At 66.4% G+C, this 19115-nt stretch carries 24 protein-coding genes; 22 read left to right on the top strand and 2 right to left on the bottom strand.

What is annotated here, in order from left to right; all coding sequences use genetic code 11:
- Positions 1 to 158 precede the first annotated feature (158 nt).
- Entirely contained in the window at positions 159 to 974 is an 816-nt protein-coding gene (locus tag WD026_RS08420; protein ID WP_425723168.1) for a LexA family transcriptional regulator, read from the bottom strand.
- Positions 975 to 1026: 52 nt separating this feature from the next.
- On the opposite strand from WD026_RS08420, the gene WD026_RS08415 reads away from it, so the two are divergent.
- The gene (locus tag WD026_RS08415; RefSeq protein ID WP_425723167.1) at positions 1027 to 1308 is read left to right on the top strand and encodes a transcriptional regulator; all 282 of its coding nucleotides are present in this window, start codon (positions 1027 to 1029) and stop codon (positions 1306 to 1308) included.
- 175 nt (positions 1309 to 1483) lie between these two features.
- On the opposite strand, the gene WD026_RS08410 is transcribed toward WD026_RS08415, so the two are convergent.
- Complete coding sequence (locus WD026_RS08410; protein WP_425723166.1) at positions 1484 to 1840, bottom strand: DUF2513 domain-containing protein; 357 nt, start codon at positions 1838 to 1840, stop codon at positions 1484 to 1486.
- 231 nt (positions 1841 to 2071) lie between these two features.
- Here WD026_RS08410 and WD026_RS08405 point away from each other — a divergent pair, with 231 nt between their 5' ends.
- From WD026_RS08405 to WD026_RS08305, 21 genes are all read left to right on the top strand, one after another.
- Positions 2072 to 2536 (top strand): phage regulatory CII family protein, encoded by a 465-nt coding sequence (locus tag WD026_RS08405; protein ID WP_425723165.1) that lies wholly within the window; start codon positions 2072 to 2074, stop codon positions 2534 to 2536.
- A 50-nt stretch (positions 2537 to 2586) separates the two neighbouring features.
- Complete coding sequence (locus tag WD026_RS08400) at positions 2587 to 2823, top strand: hypothetical protein (protein ID WP_425723164.1); 237 nt, start codon at positions 2587 to 2589, stop codon at positions 2821 to 2823.
- Between the two features lie 93 nt (positions 2824 to 2916).
- Positions 2917 to 5577, top strand: a complete 2661-nt coding sequence (locus WD026_RS08395) for a VapE domain-containing protein (RefSeq protein WP_425723163.1) — start codon at positions 2917 to 2919, stop codon at positions 5575 to 5577.
- A gap of 400 nt (positions 5578 to 5977) precedes the next feature.
- Positions 5978 to 6271 carry a hypothetical protein gene (locus WD026_RS08390; protein ID WP_425723162.1) on the top strand — a complete coding sequence of 98 codons (294 nt, stop codon included), beginning with the start codon at positions 5978 to 5980 and terminating at the stop codon, positions 6269 to 6271.
- The gene (locus WD026_RS08385) at positions 6258 to 6659 is read left to right on the top strand and encodes a hypothetical protein (protein ID WP_425723161.1); all 402 of its coding nucleotides are present in this window, start codon (positions 6258 to 6260) and stop codon (positions 6657 to 6659) included. Before WD026_RS08390 ends, WD026_RS08385 begins: the two co-directional genes overlap by 14 nt.
- Positions 6660 to 6885: 226 nt before the next feature.
- Positions 6886 to 7119 (top strand): HNH endonuclease, encoded by a 234-nt coding sequence (locus WD026_RS08380; protein WP_425723160.1) that lies wholly within the window; start codon positions 6886 to 6888, stop codon positions 7117 to 7119.
- 123 nt (positions 7120 to 7242) lie between these two features.
- Entirely contained in the window at positions 7243 to 7809 is a 567-nt protein-coding gene (locus tag WD026_RS08375; RefSeq protein ID WP_425723159.1) for a phage terminase small subunit P27 family, read from the top strand.
- On the top strand, positions 7806 to 9479 hold the full coding sequence (locus WD026_RS08370; protein WP_425723158.1) for a terminase large subunit: 1674 nt from the start codon (positions 7806 to 7808) through the stop codon (positions 9477 to 9479). Before WD026_RS08375 ends, WD026_RS08370 begins: the two co-directional genes overlap by 4 nt.
- Complete coding sequence (locus WD026_RS08365; RefSeq protein ID WP_425723157.1) at positions 9476 to 10696, top strand: phage portal protein; 1221 nt, start codon at positions 9476 to 9478, stop codon at positions 10694 to 10696. The genes WD026_RS08370 and WD026_RS08365 overlap by 4 nt, the downstream gene beginning before the upstream one ends.
- A complete protein-coding gene (locus WD026_RS08360; RefSeq protein ID WP_425723156.1) occupies positions 10659 to 11369 on the top strand; it encodes an HK97 family phage prohead protease in 711 nt (236 codons plus the stop codon). Before WD026_RS08365 ends, WD026_RS08360 begins: the two co-directional genes overlap by 38 nt.
- A 24-nt stretch (positions 11370 to 11393) precedes the next feature.
- On the top strand, positions 11394 to 12794 hold the full coding sequence (locus WD026_RS08355; protein ID WP_425723155.1) for a phage major capsid protein: 1401 nt from the start codon (positions 11394 to 11396) through the stop codon (positions 12792 to 12794).
- Positions 12795 to 12875: 81 nt separating this feature from the next.
- Positions 12876 to 13130, top strand: coding sequence for a hypothetical protein (locus WD026_RS08350; protein WP_425723154.1), 255 nt, complete (start codon positions 12876 to 12878; stop codon positions 13128 to 13130).
- 6 nt (positions 13131 to 13136) lie between these two features.
- Complete coding sequence (locus tag WD026_RS08345; RefSeq protein WP_425723153.1) at positions 13137 to 13637, top strand: phage tail fiber protein; 501 nt, start codon at positions 13137 to 13139, stop codon at positions 13635 to 13637.
- A 15-nt stretch (positions 13638 to 13652) separates the two neighbouring features.
- On the top strand, positions 13653 to 14477 hold the full coding sequence (locus WD026_RS08340) for a hypothetical protein (RefSeq protein ID WP_425723152.1): 825 nt from the start codon (positions 13653 to 13655) through the stop codon (positions 14475 to 14477).
- Positions 14478 to 14480: 3 nt separating this feature from the next.
- Entirely contained in the window at positions 14481 to 15443 is a 963-nt protein-coding gene (locus WD026_RS08335) for a hypothetical protein (RefSeq protein ID WP_425723151.1), read from the top strand.
- Positions 15440 to 16012: a head-tail connector protein gene (locus tag WD026_RS08330; protein ID WP_425723150.1), complete on the top strand. Its 573-nt coding sequence runs from the start codon at positions 15440 to 15442 to the stop codon at positions 16010 to 16012. The genes WD026_RS08335 and WD026_RS08330 overlap by 4 nt, the downstream gene beginning before the upstream one ends.
- Positions 16012 to 16353: a phage head completion protein gene (locus WD026_RS08325; protein WP_425723149.1), complete on the top strand. Its 342-nt coding sequence runs from the start codon at positions 16012 to 16014 to the stop codon at positions 16351 to 16353. Before WD026_RS08330 ends, WD026_RS08325 begins: the two co-directional genes overlap by 1 nt.
- Before the next feature lie 5 nt (positions 16354 to 16358).
- Positions 16359 to 16802 carry a hypothetical protein gene (locus WD026_RS08320; RefSeq protein WP_425723148.1) on the top strand — a complete coding sequence of 148 codons (444 nt, stop codon included), beginning with the start codon at positions 16359 to 16361 and terminating at the stop codon, positions 16800 to 16802.
- Between the two features lie 2 nt (positions 16803 to 16804).
- On the top strand, positions 16805 to 17392 hold the full coding sequence (locus WD026_RS08315) for a phage tail terminator protein (protein ID WP_425723147.1): 588 nt from the start codon (positions 16805 to 16807) through the stop codon (positions 17390 to 17392).
- 24 nt (positions 17393 to 17416) lie between these two features.
- Positions 17417 to 17593, top strand: coding sequence for a DUF2635 domain-containing protein (locus tag WD026_RS08310; protein WP_425723146.1), 177 nt, complete (start codon positions 17417 to 17419; stop codon positions 17591 to 17593).
- Positions 17594 to 17599: 6 nt separating this feature from the next.
- Positions 17600 to 19096, top strand: coding sequence for a phage tail sheath subtilisin-like domain-containing protein (locus WD026_RS08305; protein WP_425723145.1), 1497 nt, complete (start codon positions 17600 to 17602; stop codon positions 19094 to 19096).
- The last annotated feature ends 19 nt before the right edge of the window (positions 19097 to 19115 follow it).

Below are 19115 nucleotides of genomic sequence, written 5' to 3'. Positions count from 1 at the left end.
GCTCGTGCTTTTGTTCTGGAACCCATCTGCCAACACCGCGCTCGTCGGGGCCGCGCTCGATGCAAAGTCCGGGGCACGGATCTGTTTCGAGCCCGGTCGCTCTGGGTTGATTTGGCATTAGGTGATTCCTTGCGGAGCAATCAGCCGGGACTGCATGGTCAAAGTCCGCCGCGCCCGCTTCTGTGAACTACGCGGCCAAGAATTCGCACATGTTCTATTGATGCTGCACCAACCTCAATCGTGGGATGCTGCGGATTGTCGGAGGTGATGCGAAGACCGCCGCCAGGCAATCGGAACAAGCGCTTCACCCGCTCGCCGCCGTCGTACCAGAGGGCATACACACGGCCGTCTTGCACCAAAGTCTGGGACGTGTCGATGAGCAGACTGTCCCCATCAAAGATGGCAGGCTCCATGCTGTCGCCGTCGGCAGTCATTGCAGCCAACTTACTCGGCTTGAGCTTTTGCTCTCGGATCCATTCGGCTCTGAATGCTTGCGGCATGGCCTTGGTGAACTCGATCTCGACTTGTTCATGACCGTTGCCTGCAGAAAGACGGACATCGAGTCTCGGGATCATCACGAACTCACCAGCGGGCAAGTCCTGCTCATGCTCCCAAGCCAGAATCGGGCGGAGCGATGAATCCGCGGATGAGGTTCTGGGCTGGGAGCGCCCCAATCCGTACATCACATCCCTTCCAACGAAGCTCTCCGCGTGTACTGGGTTGTCTGTCTCGTCGACCATGCCTTCGATGCTGGGAATCAACATAGTGCCGACTCCAGCGGTGATGAAGGCGGGACTGATGCCTAGCTTCTCTGCAAGCTTCACGACTCCCTGAGAAGACACGCCGCGCTGCTTCCAGTTGTTGACGGTCTGCTGGGATTCACCGAGGAGACGGCCCAACTCTCCTGATCCGATGTCAGGTGTCTTCGTCGCCAATCTGGCCGCTTCGAGCATGCGTGTGTAGCTGTCGTGCATGTTCAGATTGTTTAACAGCTTGTGAAAACATGCCGTTGACTCATGGCTACACATGGTGTGTAATAAAGGCATGGGTCACTTAAAACGCTATGTTTCTCAGCACGGGCTTACACCGCTGGCCTCGGCACTTTGCGTTTCGGTCCAGCGCTTGGCCAATTGGATCGAGCGAGGGGTGCCTGTCGACATGTGCGCAGCCGTCGAAAAGGGTACGTCCGGGGAGGTGATGCGCTGGCATCTGCGTCCGACCGACTGGCACCGCATCTGGCCTGAGCTTGTCGGGAGTGACGGTGCTCCGGAGATCGGAGAGACAGAGCAGGGGGTAGCCCATGGCTGAGGCACGCAAGTTGGACACCGCTGAAGTGCTTGCCGATTTGGCCGCTGAACTTTTCCTCATGGCAGGCAGCCATGTGAGGTGGCCAGCGTCAGCACTGGATGTTGCCGCCATGGGCGATACGGCCAAGGCCGGCTTGCTGGCAGCAGCCATATCGCTGCGGGAGCGTTTGACCAGGTCAGCTGATGGAAGGGAAGCCCTTCGCAATCTCGGCTTTGAGCAAATCCTTCAGGAGGTCGAACGTGACCGAACTGCCTGACTTCAAAACGTGGGCCTTGACCTTTGCCCATGTCCCATCGTTCTTGGCCGATTCGAGGAAATCGTGCCCCGCGAACGTCAACCGGCAGATGTACGCATCGATCGGTATGAACTGGCTTCGTGCCACCTGGGCCTCGACCAGTCCAGCCTCGACCATCAACTGCGCGTGTTCTGCGAACACACGTGGATCGACTCCCTCCAACTCCGAAAGCCCGCCGTCGGTCAGTGCTTCTGTGGCCAGCAGCATGCGCCGAATCAGGTCCATGTCTCGTTTCATGGGTCCGTCCTTCCTGAACGATGTGGGTGGGGACCACCATCGTAAGGGTCTGGACGGGCCCGCCCTTTCTCCCACCTGCTTGGCGCACGTCACGCGCTGGCCCGGCCGAGGCGCTGGCTTTTCCTCCCTGAGCCGCAAGGCGCTGGGTCGGGGCTGTGGGGTTTCTCTTCGTCATGGCTCCAGTGTGGGCCGAGCGGCGGCTGCGCGCCATCACCACGGCGGGGGTGTGCGGTGAGCGCCGTGCTCGATGCCGCGCACCAGCTGGTGCAGGCCTACCCTGGCGGCGCGGAGTCGCTGGCCCCGCGCATGGGCAAGAACGCCACCACCCTGCGGCACGAGGTGAACCGCACCGGCTCGGCCAAGCTGGGCCTGGCCGACGCGGTGTCCATGAGCGTGCTGACGCAAGACCTGCGGGTGCTCAACGCCTTCGCGGCAGAGTGCGGCTGCCTGGTGTTGCCCATGCCCACCTTGATTGGTGGCGACAGCGGGGCGATGTTGCGCGTGGCGGTGCTGGCCAAAGAGTTTGGCGAGGTGGTGGGCAGCGTGACCGAGGCAGCGGCGGACGGCCGGGTGTCGGCCAACGAGCTGCACCGGGTGCAGGAGGAGTGGTCGCAGCTGGTGGCGGCGGGGCAGCAGCTCATGTCGCACATGCAGGCCCAGTACGAGGCCGGCCGGCCCCCGGAGGTGAAGCCATGAGACCACCGGGAGAGATCCGACAAGCGCTGCTGGAAGCAGCCCGGCACCTTATGAAGCCGGACCAGGCGCCCACCGTGGCCGAGATGGCCCGCCACGCCAAGGTGGCGATGGGCGACGCCACCAACACGGTGAAGAACATGAAGCGCTACGGGGCGCTGTGCAAGGTGCGTGAGCGGCGGGTGCCGTACCGCAACCGGCCGGTGTTCGAGTACGCGCCCGCCGACATGGTGGACCAGAGCGCCGGCTTTGTTGACCTGGCGCAGGTCTTCAACGTGTGGGCGAACTGACCTAGGAGCAATCAACTTGCCAATGTGGAACCAGCTGCCGGTGGTGGAGACGCCGGCTGGGGCGAAGGCTTGCCACCCTTCGGGAGGCGGCGCATGACCGAGCGATCACCGCTGCCCCCCATCAACTTCAAGGCTCTGGCCGATGCACTGCTGTCTATGTCGGAAAGCATCGTGCCCGACTGGCTCAAGGGCGGCAAACGCAGCAACCAAGGCCACGGCCACGAATGGATCTGCGGATCCATACGGGGTGATGAGGGTAAGAGCTGCTCCGTCAACCTGAAGACGGGACGGTGGGCGGACTTTCACACCGAACACAAGGGCCCAGATCTGGTGAGCCTTTATGCCGCTATCAAAGGCTTGTCGATGGGCAAGGCTGCCGTGGAGTGCGCTCGTAAGTATGGGTTGGAGGATGTTGCGGGTGTGCAGCGCGATCCGAACTATGTAGCACCGGCCCGTCCACCCGCGCCGCCCCAGAAGTCAAAGCCCAAAGTCGAGGACGAGGGTTGGAAGACCGTCAGACCTGTCCCGGTTGGAACTCCACAGGCGAAGTTCCACCACTACCACCGCAATGAGGAGGACATCGAGCACGTGGCCGAGTACCGGCACGGTGCGGACCTGCATGGGTACGTGGTGCGCTTTCGTACCAGCGACGGTGGCAAGGACACGCTGCCGCGCACCTGGTGCGTGAGTGCGCGCGATGGCGCGGCCAAATGGCACTGGCGGCAGTTCGATGCACCCCGGCCGCTGTACTTCCCGGCGCACGAGCTGCCGGCAGGTCGCACGGTGGTGCTGGTGGAAGGCGAGAAGAAGGGCGACGCCCTGCAGCAGCTGCTGGACGCCACCACGCCCGGTGTGTATTGCGTGGCCAGCTGGCCAGGCGGGTGCAAGGCCTGGGACAAGGCCGACTGGTCGCCGTTGGCCGGCAGCCATGTGCTGCTCTGGCCGGACTGCGATGCGAAGCGCGAGAAGCTGACGCCGACCGAGCGCAAGGACAACCCGGACCCGGCCGCCCAGGCGGTGTTGCAGCAGGCCAAGCCGCTGCTCCCGCCCGAGAAGCAACCAGGAACTGAGGCGATGCTGCGCATCGGTCACCAGCTGGCCGATGCACACGGCTGCACGGTGCAGTGGCTGCCGATCCCGAAGCCAGGCGAGGTGGACGACGGCTGGGACTGTGGTGATGCCATCAACCGCGACGGTTGGGATGGCGAGCGCGTGCTCGCCTTCTTCTCGCAGGCCCATGGGTTGCCACCGCTGCCTGCAGACAAGGGCAAGGCCTCGGCCGACGATCACCCGGGTCCGCAGGCGGGTGGGGCGGGCTCAGCGCCGCCGCCAGCGCGCGATCCCCTCGCTGAAGCTGGTGACCAGGAGGATGCGTTCCAGGCGCACATCGACTTCCTGTGTGAGCAGGCGAAGTGCAAGCCGTGGGAGCTGGGGGTCAACCGGAAGATGGTGATCACCGCCCTGCGCAAGGCGCCGGCCCTGGCCGACTGCCTGGGCTTCAGCGAGCTGACCAACGCGCCCACCACCATGGTGCCCTGGCCCTGGCGCCCGAAGGCTGGACCCATGACGGACAGCGATGACCTGCGCCTGGGCGACTGGCTGTGCAGCACCTACAAGATCAAGCCGGCCAGCCGCGCGGCATTGGCCGAGGCCATCGACACTGTGGCGGATGCGAGGCGCTTCCACCCGATCCGCGACTGGCTTCGCAGCCTGGAGTGGGACGAGAAGCCTCGGCTTGGCAAGTGGCTGATGCATGTGCTGCAGATAGACCCTGCGACCCTGTCGGAGCGGCAGCGGAGGTATCTGGAGCTGATCGGCCGTTACATCCTGATGGGCCATGTGGCCCGGGTGATGCAGCCAGGCTGCAAGTTCGACTATTCGCCGGTGCTGGAAGGTGTTGCCGGTGTGGGCAAGTCCACGCTGGTGAAGGTGTTGGTGGGCGAGGAGTACTTCAGCGACACCCACTTCGACATCGGCAACGGCAAGGACGGCATGGAGCAGCTGGAGGGCCTGTGGGCCTATGAGCTGGCCGAGCTGACTGCCCTGCGCCGGGCCGACAGCGAACAGGTCAAGCAGTTCTTCTCGTCGACGGTGGACAGGTTCCGGGGCGCCTATGGTCGGTTCGTGCAGCCGCACCCGCGCCAGTGCGTGATCTGGTGTACGACGAACAAGCGCCAGTACCTGTACGACCTGACCGGCAACCGCCGCTTCTGGCCGGTGTGGGTGAGCAAGCCGGTGCGGACGGACTGGCTCAGGAAGTGGCGCGGCCAGCTGTTCGCTGAGGCCCTGACGCTGTTCCAGGCAGGCGAGCCCTACTACCCCACACGGGAAGAGGAGGTCGAGTTCTTCTATCCGGAGCAGGAAAAGCGCCTGGTGGAGACATCGGTCCAGGCCCGGTTGTACGAGCTGCTGACCCGTGAGGGATCGAACCAGGGCGAGGGCAGGGCGTCGAGCGAGCTGAACAGCCTCACCAACTTCGTGACGCTGCCCATGCTGGTGCGGGCGCTGGGCTCGGATGAGGCCAAGTCGACCAGCCTGCTCGAAGGGCAGATCCGTGGGTGGCTGGAGTCGCAGGGCTGGGAGTCCTGCAGGGAGTCCACCGGCCAGAGGCGCAGGGGTTACCGGCAGCCGAAGGAGTGGCCGCCCAAACCGGATGAGGGTGATGAGGTGCCTGCGAAGGCACCCGAACAAGGTCCAGCTGAGCCTGCGCGGGCTGCCGGCTGGGATGGAGGCGAGGACGATGAGCCGTTCTGACCAGGGATCGCAGCGCGCTGCTGCGGAAAAGGTCGTGGCTCTGGATACGCCGCGGTATCGATCGACGGCGGGAGGCGCGATTCGCGGCCGTCGGTGCGGTGCCGTGGTGGGGACGTCCTTGCATGCACCGATGACCTAGCAGCGCGGCCAGGGGTGCATGCGTGAGGACCGCCGTCCACACGTCCACGCATCCCATGGAGGCCACGGCAGGCAACGGTGAGCAGCACCAGGCCAGTCGGAGCCGCCGCATGGCCAGGCGGCAGATCACATCCCCATGAATGCGGGCAGGCGGATGTGGGCGCTCGTGTGCACACGCGTGCACGAGCTTTGTGTGTGTCTCATGAGATCAGTAGAAAGAGGTGGACGGATGGACGGGACAGCAGTGAAAGACGGCCGGGGTGTGGATGTCGGCGCCCGGATCGACGAGATCCGGAACGAGATGCCCGAGACCTACGCGGCCATCAAGCGCAAGGCCGACCAGATCGGCAACCTGGCATACCAGCTGGTGCGCGCCGGCATCAGGGGTCAGGCCAACAGCTTCTACGCCATCGAGCGGGGGTTTGTGGTCGGCACGCCCTTTGACCTGCCCAACGTGGAGGCCGAGCTTGCCAGGGTCATCCTTCAGTTCGGATGCCGCAGCCTGATCATGTGGGGCCCGCAGGCCCAGAAGGTGGTGACCGATGGCACGGATTGACTGGGTGCGCCAGCGGCTGATCCGCTGGGCTGCATGGCGAAGCCGCCGGGACATCGGCGGGCAGGGCTACCCGACACAGGCCGCCTTCACCCGGCTGGCGGTGGATGGTGGTGGGTTTCGGCCTGGTGCATCAGTGAACGTGGACGACGCCGAGGATGTGCTGACCGACAAGGCCGTCCAGTCGCTCAGGGCGGGCAAGCCGCATCTGCATCGCACCGTCGAGCTGGTCTACCTGGAAGACTCGGGCATCCGGCGGGCGGCTGTGGCGCTGTGCTGTGCCGAGTCCACCGTAAAGGCCAGGCTGGAACAGATCGACCACGACGTGGCCACCTGGTTGCGCAACCATGCCCAGGAGCGCGAGCAGGCTGCAGGGAGTTTTACACCTTAGACTTTTTGGGTAGAGTTCAGGCAACCTGCAGCGAGCGTGTCCCCTGACACCTCGCACATCGGCCAAACCCCACGAGCCTCCACCCTCGTGGGGTTTTTTTATGCCGGCATCTGCTCCAAAGCCCTGCACCCATCCTGGCTGCGGCCGCCTGGTGCGCGATGGCACAGGGCGATGCGACAAGCACCCCAAGCCCGACTGGCGGAAGAAGGTCGACGCGCCGAAGCGGATGACCGGACGAAAGCTGCAGGAAGCCCGCGCGCGCCTGTTCAGCGACAACCCGCTGTGTGTGCGCTGCTCGCAGCTCGGCCGCGTGACGCTGGCCACAGAGCGAGATCACGTCATCCCGCTGAGCGAGGGCGGCACCGACAACGACAGCAACGTGCAGGGCCTGTGCCACGACTGCCACGAGGAGAAGTCGCTCGGCGAGCGTCTGCGTGCCCAGCGCCGGGCCAGGGGGTGACCCCGGGGGGCGGTCAAAAGTCTGGGCCGACCAGGCGGAAACCGACCGCTTAGTCCTTTTTTTACGCGCGCAAGTTTCGGGAGGGGGGGTACCTCTCCCACCCACCACCCGAGGAAGTTCAACATGTCTGGAACCCGCGGGCCGCTGCCGAAGCCTTCAGCCCTCAAGCACCTGGAAGGCAATCCGGGAAAGCGTGCCCTGAACCTGGCCGATGGCGTCAACCCGCGCATCGAGGTGCCGCCGGCGCCCAGGCACCTGGGCAAGGAAGCGGCGAAGGAGTGGAAACGGATCACGCCGCACCTCCAAGAGCTGGGCCTGATCAGCTCGATCGACCGAGCCGCCCTTGCGCTGTACTGCCAGGCCTACGGCCGGCTGGCCGAGCTCGAGGAGGCGTTCAAGGGCAAGGTCGCCAAGATCCAGGCGGATGAGGGCGTCGACTACGCCGAGGCCGTGTACCGCGCCAGCCGCACGCAGACGCCCAGCGGTTACGAGCAGCAGAGCGTGATCGTCCAGCTGATCGGTAACCACCGCCTCCAGGTCCACCGCCACCTGATGCACTTCGGCCTGAGCCCGGCCGCCCGCGCGCGTGTGCAGCCGTCGAACTACCTGCAGCCTGACCTGCCGGGCTTCGAGCAGACGCCGACGAAGCCGACTGGCTTTGCCGCGTTTGCCGCCCCGACCTTGCAATGAACCGGTACGTCGAGGCCAGCCTCCAGTACGCGAGGTCGGTCATCGCCGGGAAGATCCCGGCATGCAAATGGGTTCGGCTGGCCTGCCAGCGCCAGCTCGATGACCTGGAGCGCAGCGTCTCTGACGACTGGCCCTGGGTGTTCGACCCGGCCCGGGCCGAGCGGCCCTGCGCCTTCATCGAGCTGTTGCCCCACATCAAGGGCAAGTGGGCGCGCGAAGGCCGCAAGCTGCAGCTGGAGCCGTGGCAGTGCTTCATCATCACCACGGTCTACGGCTGGGTACACCACGAGACCGGGCTGCGCCGCTTCCTGGAAGCCTACGAGGAAGAGCCGCGCAAGAACGGGAAGAGCGCGAAGGGCTCCGGGCTGCTGCTGTACATGCTGGCCGCCGATGGTGAGCACGGCGCCGAGTGCTACACGGCCGCCACCACCCGCGACCAGGCGCGCATCGTCTTCGACGACGCCAAGGCCATGGCGGCCCGGTCGCCCGGGCTGAGCACGCATCTCGGCGTGGCCATCCTGCAGCACACCCTGACCGTGGCCGCGACCGCCAGCAAGGCAGCGCCGCTGGCCGCCGAGGGCAGCACGCTGGACGGTCTGAACGTGCACTTTGCGCTGCTGGACGAGCTGCACGCCCACAAGACGCGGGCGGTGTACGACGTGATCGACACCGCGCGCGGTGCGCGTGAGCAGTCCCTGCTGTGGACCATCACCACCGCCGGCACCGACCGCAGCGGCATCTGCTACGAGCGGCGCACGCACATCACCAAGATCCTGGAAGGCGTGGTCCGCGACGACCGGGTGTTCGGGATCATCTTCACCATCGACGAGGGCGACGACTACTTCGACCCCGCCACCTGGGCCAAGGCCAACCCGAACTGGGGCGTCTCGGTCATGCCGGACGAGATGGCCGCCCAGGCCCGCAAGGCCGAGGCCATGCCCAGCGCGCTGAGCAACTTCCTGACGAAGCGGCTCAACGTGTGGGTGTCCGGTGAATCGCCCTGGATGGACATGCGCGCCTGGGAGCGCTGCGCCGACCCGGCGCTGCGCGATCTGCAGCAGTTCGCCGGCGCCCGCGCCTGGATCGGCCTGGACCTCGCCCAGAAGCGGGACTTCGCCGCGCTGTCGATCGCCTTCGAGAAAGAGGGCGTTTGGCATGTGTGCACACGTCTGTACTTGAACGAGCTGGCCATCCAGGAAAGCGGGAACGCCCACCTGACCGGCTGGGCCCGGCAGGGCTACGTGCAGGTCACCGATGGCGACCTGACCGACTTCGACGTGGTCGCCGATGACCTGCGCGAGCTGTGCCGGACCTTCGATGTGCAGGAGATCGCCTTCGACCCGGCGCTGTCCATGTACTTCGCCGGCAAGCTGATCGAGGAAGGTCTCCCGCTGGTGGAGATTGCGCAGCGCGCCATGTTCTTCACGCCGCCGCTGATCCAGGTCGAGAACCTGGTGCACGAGCGAAAGCTGCGGCACGACGGCAACCCGGTGATGGCCTGGATGGTCAGCAACCTGGTGGTGAAGGTCAGCAAGTTCAACGAGCTGCGGTCGCCCACCAAAGAGCGCCCGGAAAACAAGATCGACGGCCCGATCGCCATGCTGATGGCGCTCGGCCGAGCCCTGTCTGGTCAAGACACCGAACAATCCTTCTGGGAAACCGCCGAGTGAAGATCTTCAACTGGACGTTTGGTCGCCGCGCAAAGGAGCTGACCTATGACCAGATCGCGGGTCTCATCGACGACCGCATCGGGGGCATGGTCGCGGGCTATGCGGTCAGCGACAAGACAGCGCTGCAGGTGACGACGGTCTTGGCCTGCGTTCGCGCGATCGCGGATGGATGTGCCACCCCCAAGCTGCACGTCTACCGCGACACCGAGGACAGCCGGCGTCAGCTGGCCACCAACGTGCCCGAGTACCGGCTGCTGGCCCGTCGACCGAACGAGTGGCAGACCTCATTTGCATGGCGCCGGATGATGACCATCCATGCAGCGCTCTGCGGTGCAGGCCTCTCGATCAAGGTCCGCGGTGCCAATCGCAGAGTGCGGGAGCTCATCCCCGTCGAGCCCGGCAAGTGGGATGTGCATAAGGTGTCGCGCTACGAGCTGCGGTACCGCTGCTGGGACGAGTTCGGCCTGATCGGCGAGTTCGAGCCGGACGATGTGTTCGTGCTCAACAACCTCCAGTGGCAGTGGCACAAGCACCTGAACGCGGTCGCTCTGGCCAGGTCTGCCATCGGCCTGGCCATCGCCACGGAGCGCAGCCAGGAGAGCTTCCACGCTAACGCACTGCGGCCCAGCGGCGCCTGGAAGGTCGACAAGACGCTGACCCAGGAACAGCACGAAAAGCTGACCCGCTGGGTAAAGACCATGGCTACAAAGGAGAAGCACGGCGATCCGCTCATCCTGGACAACGGCGCCAGCTGGCAGCAGATCACCATGACCGGGGTCGATGCGCAGCACGTCGAGACGCGCCGCCTGCAGATCGAAGAGATCTGCAGAGCCTACGGTGTGTTTCCGATCATGGTCGGCCATTCGGACAAGTCGGCCACCTTCGCCAGCTCCGAAGCCTTCTTCGCCGCGCACCTGGTGCACACCCTGATGCCGTGGCACACCGCCTGGACGCAGCAGATCGACGAGTTTCTGCTCGACGGCAGTGGGCCGCTGTATGCCGAGTTCGACACGCGCTACCTGAGGGCCGGCGCCATGAAGGACCGCGCTCAGTACAACCGAACGATGACCGAGATGGGCATCTACACCCGCAACGAGATCCGGGACGAGGAAGGCAAAGACCCGCTGCCTGGCCTCGACGAGCCGTTGACACCGATGAACATGACCCAAGGAACACAAAATGCTCCGCAAGACCCACCGAGCGACCCCGCAGCTTGAGTTGCGTGAAGCCGGCGAGGGCCGGCAGATCCGGGCTTTCCCGCTGCAGATCAAGGCTGCTGGAGAAGACGGCACCGTCGAGGGCTACGGCTCGATGTTCGGTGTGCGCGATGCCTACGACGACGTCATCGCCGCTGGCGCCTTTGCCTCCAGCCTGGCTGCTCACAAGGCCGCCGGAACCATGCCCGCCATGCTTTGGCAGCACTCATCCAGCGAGCCCATCGGCGTCTGGACCGAGATGGTCGAAGACGCCAAGGGCCTGCGAATCAAGGGTCAGCTGGCCCTTGCTACCGCACGCGGCAAGGAAGCCCACGAGCTGCTCAAGATGGGCGCGCTCAACGGACTGTCGATCGGCTTCATGTCCAAGCAGTGGGCATATGACCGCGACACCGATGTGCGCACGTTGACCGAGGTGGATCTGTGGGAGGTGTCTCTCGTCACCTTCCCGGCCAACCAGGCGGCCCGCATCACCAACGTCAAGGCCGGCGACATCGCCGAGCTCAAGACCGTGCGCCAGCTGGAGCGCGCCCTGCGGGATGCGGGGCTCTCCGAAGGCGCAGCCAAGGCCTTCGTGGCCCAGGCCAAACGCATTGCTGCAGATGAGCGGGACGCTCAGGAAGCGGCGGCAGCACTCAAGGCAGCCAACCGGCTGCTGGCTTCTCTCTCCTCCTGACCCTCCTTCAAGGAACCCTCCACCATGAAAAAGACGATGCTGGCCATGATGGCCGCCCACTTCTGCGCGTTCCAGGCCCGGCTGGCCGTCTCGCCCGCCGGCTACGAGAAGCGCGAGGAACCCTCGATCAAGTCCATCGCCGACGCGCTGGACAAGATCAACACCGCCTTCACCGAGTACAAGTCGACCAACGACAAGCGACTCGACGCCCTCAAGGAAGGCAAGTCCACCGGCGACCTGGACGCCAAGCTGGCCAAGATGGACGCCGAGATGAATCGGCTCTCCGAGCTGAAGTCGGACCTCGAAAAGCTGCAGACCAAGATGTCGCGCCCGGGTGCCGCCGGTGGCAGCTCGGACAAGCCGGCCAGCCCGGAGGCCGAGGCCTACAAGACCGCCTTCCTGGGCTGGCTGCGCAACCCGGCAGACCCCGAGCGGCGGACCGCCCTGCAGCAACGCGCGAAGGATCTGCGCAAGGTGTCCGCCAAAGCCTTCGGTGACGACGATGGCTTCGAGACCCGTGCGGCCCAGACCGTGACCGGTACCGGCTCGGCGGGTGGCTTCGCCCTGCCGGAGCAGATCGAGCAGCAGATCGCCCGCCTGTCGGTGGACATCTCGCCGATTCGCCAGCTGGCCACCGTGCGTACCGTCGGCACCCCGGATTACAAGGAACTGTTCGACGTCAACGGTGCAGCCTTCGAGTGGGTCGGTGAAGCCGGTGCCCGCAACCAGACCAACACTCCGGACATGGCCGAGGTTGCCCCCACCTTCGGCATGGCCAGCGCCCGTCCGCAGGCCTCCGAAGAGTCCCTCGATGACCTGTTCTTCGACGTCGAGAACTGGCTGATTTCCTCGGCCGCAGAAGCCATCGCTCAGGGCGAGGGCGCAGCCTTCGTGGCTGGCAACGGCACCAACCGCCCCACCGGCTTCCTGTCCGGCCCGGCGCCGCTGGCCACCGCCGATGGTGCCCGCGCGTTCGGCACCCTGCAGTACGTCGCCAGCGGCCAGGCCGCAGCCATGCCGGCCAGCCTCGATGTGCTGCACGACCTGGTCTACAGCCTGCGTGCCCGGTACCGTGCCAACGCTGTCTGGATGGCCTCCAAGATCACGCTGTCGTCGCTGCGCAAGTACAAGGCCACCGATGGCCAGTACCTCTGGCAGCCCGCAGTCGTTGCTGGTCAGCCCGATGCCTTCATGGGCTACCGCGTGATCGAGGCGGAAGACATGCCGGTGGTCGCTGCCAACTCCTTCCCGCTGGCCTTCGGTGACTTCCGGGAGGGCTACCTCATCGCCGACCGCGTCGGCATGCGGATGACCCGCGACGAAATCACCACGCCCGGCTTCGTGAAGTTCTACGTGCGCAAGCGCGTGGGTGGCAAGCTGCGCAACACCCAGGCGATCAAGCTGCTGAAGATCGCGACCGCCTGATCTCCCTGAGCGGATTCCGACCCAAGGCCAGCCCGGCCAGCACCTGCTGGCTGGGCTTTTTCATTTTTCCCGGAGAACCTCATGGAGCTCAAAGTCATCAAGCCCTTCGACTGGGCGCACCAGGGTGTGCGTGTCGAGTCGTTTCAGAAGGACCAGGTCATCACCACCGAGGATGCTGACCTGATCCGCGTCGCGCTCGAAGAAAAGTGGGTGCAGAAGACCCGCGCAGCAGCCCAGACCCGTCCCGCTGGCGAGTCGGCCGACGCCAAAGGTGACCAGGAAGGCGCTGGCGGTGATACCGCCGGCGGCCAGCAACCTCTGTCCGGCACGGAGTGAGCTGACATGCGCGCAGTACGCACTCTCCTGGCGCTGGCCCTCGTCTGGGTTGCTGTCATACCGGCCCACGCCGGCGCCCTGACCGACTTCGCCGAGAACAAGCTTGTCGACGCCATGGTGCGCGGCCAGGCCATCGGCGCACCGGCCACCTGGCACATCGGCCTGGACACGGTCGCCTGCACCGAGACTGGCACCGGCACCGAGGTGGCCGGTGGTGGCTACGCCCGCGTGGCCGTAGCTGCTGGCCTGTCCACATGGGCCGGCACACAGGCGGCGGCCAGTACCACGGCCAGCTCAGGCACCAGCGGCACCACCAGCAACAACGGCGTCATCACCTTCCCGACACCCAGCGCGAGCTGGGGCACGGTGGTTTCCATGCGCTGGTGGGACGCGGCCAGCGGCGGCAACGCCTGGATCTGCCAGGCCCTGACGGTCAGCAAGACCATCAACAGCGGCGACACGGTCAGCTTCCCGGCCGGGTCGCTCACCTTCCAGATCGACAACTGAACGGCGTCACCTCCCATGGCCATCACCACCCGCGACCAGCTGATCAACGCCCTGAGCAACAACAACAGCCGCATCGTGTGGGACAAGGCCAGCATCGGCAGTGCGGTGGCGGGTCAGATCTTCAGTTTGTGGCGTGCCACCGGAACGCCGGGCCAGGGGGCCATTCCCGGAGCTGCATCCCTGGCCACCAGCGCCCGCACCGGGGCCATGGGCTTCACCAACCAGACCGCGCCGGCGACCAGCTATTACGCCTGGCAGACCATCGCAGCCGGCAACCCAGCCACCAGCGTGGAGATCCACGACCGGCTGGCCGACATGGGCGGCCTGTCGGGCATCGTGACCACGGCCCAGACGGTTGGCATCGACCTGGCGACCCTGGGCGGCGGCCTGCCAGCGGCCCGGCGTGGCGATGCCAACTACAGCGACGTGCAGTGGTGGCTGGAGTGGTACACCAGCACCGGCGCCACCGCATCGAACGCCACGGTCGCCGTGACCTACGACGACGGCAGCACCGGCAACCTGGCATTGGTCGCTGTGGGCGGTACGGTGGTGGCCAGCCGCATGATCCCGCTGGTGTCGGCCGTGCCAGGCCGCTTCATCCGCGCCGTGAACAGCGTGACGCTGTCGGCCAGCACCGGTACCGCCGGCAGCTTCGGGGTGACCGCAACCCGCCCGCGCACGGTGGTGAATGCCAACATCGCCAACAAGTACGAGCAGTTCGACTGGGCTCAGCTCGGCTTGCCCGAGATTCCGAACGATTCGTGCCTGATGATGGTCATGCTCTGCAGCACCACCACCACAGGCACTGTGCGAGGCCAGGGCAAGATCGCCCACGGGTAAGCCATGACCGTCAAGTTCGCCCAGACCGAACTGCCTGCGGGCGTTCGTGGTGGCAGTGACGTGTGGGACGCTGGCGAGGCCGGCATCCTGCTGACCGACGACTTCTTCACAGCTGCTGCGCCGCTTGGCGGCTCCGTCACCCTGGCCGCTGCAGCTCAAGCTGTTGCTGAGGGTGCTGCTGCTCTGACCCTGGCGAAGTCGCTGGCCTCTGCTGCCGTCGCCCAGGCGGCCGGCTCGGCCGCGCTGCAGAAGGCGGTGGCGCTGGCCTCGGCTGGTGGCGCTCAGGCCTCTGGCACTGCTGACCTGGTGCGCAGCGTGCAGCTGCAGTCGGCCGGGTTTGCCCAGGCGGGCGCCGGCGCCTCGTTGGCTCGTGCCGCACCGCTTGCTGCAGCCGCTGCTGCCACCGCCACGGCAGGTGCCCAGCTGGCCCTGGCGGTGACGCTGCAGGCCAGTGCTCTCGCGGTGGCTCAAGGCTCCGGTACCTTGTCGCTGCAGGTTCGGCTGGCTTCGGCTGGCGGTGGCCAGGCCGGGCCCACCAACGTGCCGCTGAGCGTGGCCAGCAACTCCGGTCTTGTAGCAGCGGCCAGCGCGCGCAGCGCCGCCAGCGCGGTGCTGTCACTCGATGTCCCGCTGAGTGCCTCGGCGCTGGCCAGGGCGCAGGCGCAGGGCTCTCTGAGTGTGGTGCTCGTGGTGGCTGCCAGTGCGGTGTCGATCGCGGGTGGCTCTGCCCAGCTGCGGCAGTCGGTGGAGCTCGTGTCGCACGGGAATGCCCTTGGCAGCGCCATGGCCGCGCTGGTGGTCACGCCAGCACAGACGCCGGCACCGGCTGGTCGCGGCTTTCGGCGAACACAGGCCGCGCCGCCTCGCAGCACCACAACGCCAGCAGCCGCTGGCCCGATCCGATCCAACCGCATGCCGCTGGCTGTGCGGCCCACTTCATCTTCATCCACCAGGCCACGCCGATGAATCCGTTCCCCCGCCGTGCCGGCCAACCGGTGGCCGAGCCGTTGACGTTGCCCGAAGTGCTCACGCACCTGCGTGAGGACGCCGGCGTGCAGGACGCCTACATCGCCGCGCTGATCTCGGTGGCCCGCGAAGCCTGCGAGGACCGCACCGAGCGCACCCTGATCGAGACGCCGCTGCTGCTCACGCTGGACGGTTTCCCGGAGGTGATCGAGCTGCGCCGCCCGCCGGTGCTGTCGGTCCAGAGCGTGAGCTACATCGACCCGGCCGGCGTGCAGCAGACGCTGGACCCGGCTGACTATCTGCTCGACCGGGTCAGCGAGCCGGGCTACCTGGTGCCGGCGCCTGGCAAGGCCTGGCCCGAGACGCAGGACCGCATTAACGCGGTCACGGTGACCTACAAGGCCGGCTACGGCGGCGCGGCGGCCGACGTGCCCCGGCCGCTGCGGCAGTGGATGCTGCTGGCCATCGGCGACATGTACGCCATGCGCAACGCCAGCTCCGACAAGCCGCGGGTGCCCAACGAGTTCGCCGACGCGCTGCTGTCGCCCTACCGCATCTGGGGGCTGTGATGGATCCAGGCGAACTCAACCGGCTCGGCCGGCTGCGGGTCTGGATCGACCAGCCCAACAACATGTTCGGGCTGGACCAGACCTTCGACGCCGGCGTGCAGCGCTGGGTCAAGCTCGATCCCATCCGTGGCCTGGTGGTCCGGCAGGGCGAGCAGATCGGCGAGCAGCCGACCCACTTCATCTGGATGCGCTACTCCGACCAGGTGCGCGCAGAGCTGATCAGCCAGACCCATGTGGTCGATGTGCTGGGCCGGCGCTTCCGGGTCATCGATGCGATCAACGTGGGCGACGCACGCGAGTGGGTTCGCCTGACCACCAAAGACATCGGGCCCACGACATGAGCCGCATGAACAAGGCCAGGTACGTCAGCGGCCAGGCGCTGGGCGGCCTGCAGGTCGAGGTCGGCCTGGAGTTCCACAAGGTTGTGGACTACGACCGCCGGCAGATGCGTGCCGCACTGAACACCGGTGCGGCGGCTGTGCGCAAAGAGGCCCGAAGGCTGTTGGCCCGGCGCTCGGTCTCGCGTCCAGGGGAAACCCCGGGCCGTCGCACGGGCAACCTGTCGCGCGCCATCGGCGTGGTCAGTCGCGGCAGCAATGGCGGCTGGGTGAAGGTGGCTCCACGTTCGATCAAGGGCAGGGTGTTCTACCCGGCCTTCCTGTTCTACGGCAGCAAAAAGACCGGCCTGGAGCCGCGCGCGAACTACATGGAGGAAGCCCTCCAGAACAAGGCCAGCACGGTTCGCGAGGAAGCGCGTGCCGCCCTCCGCAACGCCCTGGTGCCCCGATAGCCATGAACATCGATCTGATCATCAACCAGTTGCGGCAGCGCTGTCCGGCGCTCACCGGACGGGTGGCTGGTGCTGCGCAGTTTGCAGCGGTCACCGAAACCACCAACCTGCTCACCCCCTGTGCCTTTGTCATCCCGCTGGAAGACAGCCCGGAAGAGTCGCGGTCGCAGAACGGCATCCGCCAGCCGCTGGCCGAGTCTTTCGAGGTGGTGGTAGCCCTGGACAACCGCCAGGACGAGCGAGGGCAGGGATCCGGCAACGCGGTGCACAACATGCGCGCAGCCATCTGGAGCGCCCTGCTGGGCTGGCAGCCGGAGGAGCGTTACGACGCCATCACCTACGAGGGCGGCAACCTGCTGAGCATCGATCGCGCCCGGCTGTGGTGGCGGTTCGAGTTCACAACGGCCATGGAGATCGAGCCGTCCGACGGCTTTCAGGGCACCGCGCTGGCCGAGCTGCCCGACTTCCAGGGTGCCGACATGAAGTTCGACCTGGTCGAACCGGCGGCCGACCCGAACCTGAGCTACCCCGGCCCGGACGGCCGCATCGAGCACACCGTGCCGGTGCCGCCGACCGGCCGCCTGCCCTGATCCGTTCAACCGAAGGAGCCACCCATGTTTCTCGTTCCCGCCCAGGGCCGCCAGGTGGCGGACCCTGATCGTGGTGACCACCTGCCCGCCGAAGGGCGCGAGGTGGAGTTCACCCAGTACTGGCAGCGCCGCGTCGCCGATGGCGATGTGGTCGTGGGCCAGATTCCCGCAGCCGAGCCGTTCGCCAAGAAGAAGGGGTAATCCGCCATGTCGATCTCGTTCAACAACATCCCCGCCAACCTGCGCGTCCCGCTCTTCTATGCGGAGATGGACAACAGCCAGGCCGGGTATTTCACCCAGAACAAGCGCACCCTGCTGATCGGTCAGAAGCTGACCGCCGGCAGCGGCGCCTTCAATACCCCGCTGCTGGTGTCCTCCAGCGACCAGGCCAAGCAGCTCTTCGGCGTGGGCTCCATGCTGGCCCGCATGCACGAGATCTACCGCCAGCAGGACAGCACCGGCGAGGTCTGGTGCATTGCCGTGGCTGACGCCGGCGCCGGCGTGGCCGCCTCCGGCACCATCACCGTGACTGGCCCGGCCACGGCCGCCGGAACCATCAACCTGTACATCGCTGGCCAGCGCGTGCAGGTGGGTGTGGCTGCAGCCGACTCGGCCAACGCCATCGCCACCGCCATCAATGCGGCCATCAACGCCGCCACCGGCCTGCCGGTCACCAGCAGCGTCGCCACCAACGTGGTCACGGTCACCTGCCGCTGGAAGGGCCTGACCGGCAACGACATCCAGATCACCGACAGCTTCCGTGGTCAGGCGGGCGGCGAGCTGCTGCCCGCCGGTGTGGCCCTGGCCTACAGCGGCAGCGGTCTGCTCACCGGCGGCGCCACCAACCCGACGCTGACCGGCACGGTCATCACCGCGATGGGCGATGAAGAGTACGACTACATCATCCACCCCTACACCGACAGCGCCAGCCTGGACGCCCTGGACGCCGAGCTGAACGACACCACCGGCCGCTGGGCCTACAACCGGCAGATCTACGGCCACGCCTACACCGCGCAGCGCGGCAGCCTGGCCACCTTGCAGGCTGCGGGCGTCCTGCGCAACGGCCAGCACCACACCATCGCCGGTGTGGATGTGGACACGCCGAACCCGGTGTGGGAGTACGCGGCGGCCTACGGCGGCGTGAACGCGGCCGCGCTGAACGTGGACGTGGCCCGGCCCACCCAGACCCTGCAGCTCAACGGCATCCTGACGCCGCGCCCGGGCAAGCGCTTCATCTTCAACGAGCGCCAGACCCTGCTGAACAACGGCATTGCCACCAGCTATGTGGCCGGCGGTGTGCTGCGTGTGGAGCGGGCCATCACCACCTACCAGCGCAACACCTTCGGCCAGGCCGATCCGAGCTACCTGGACAGCGAGACCTTGCACACGTCTGCACACGTCATCCGCTACCTGCGCAGCCGCATCACCCAGAAGTACCCGCGCCATAAGCTGGCCAACGACGGCACCCGCTTTGGCGCCGGCCAGGCCATCGTCACGCCCAACGTGATCCGGGGCGAGCTGATCGCGGCCTACGCCGACCTGGAGCTCGACGGCATCGTCGAGAACGGCGAGGCCTTCCGCGCCAACCTGATCGTCGAGCGCAACAACAACAACCCGAACCGCCTGGACGTGCTGCTGCCGCCGGACTACGTGAACCAGCTGCGCATCTTCGCGGTGCTCAACCAGTTCCGCCTGCAGTACTGACCTCAACCCTGAAAGGACA

Origin of the sequence: Hydrogenophaga sp. R2 (assembly GCF_049843595.1) — a bacterium.
In the GTDB taxonomy this organism is placed as follows: Bacteria; Pseudomonadota; Gammaproteobacteria; order Burkholderiales; family Burkholderiaceae_C; genus Hydrogenophaga.
Note: the sequence above shows the minus strand (reverse complement) of the source record. Positions and strands in the feature narration are given on the sequence as shown.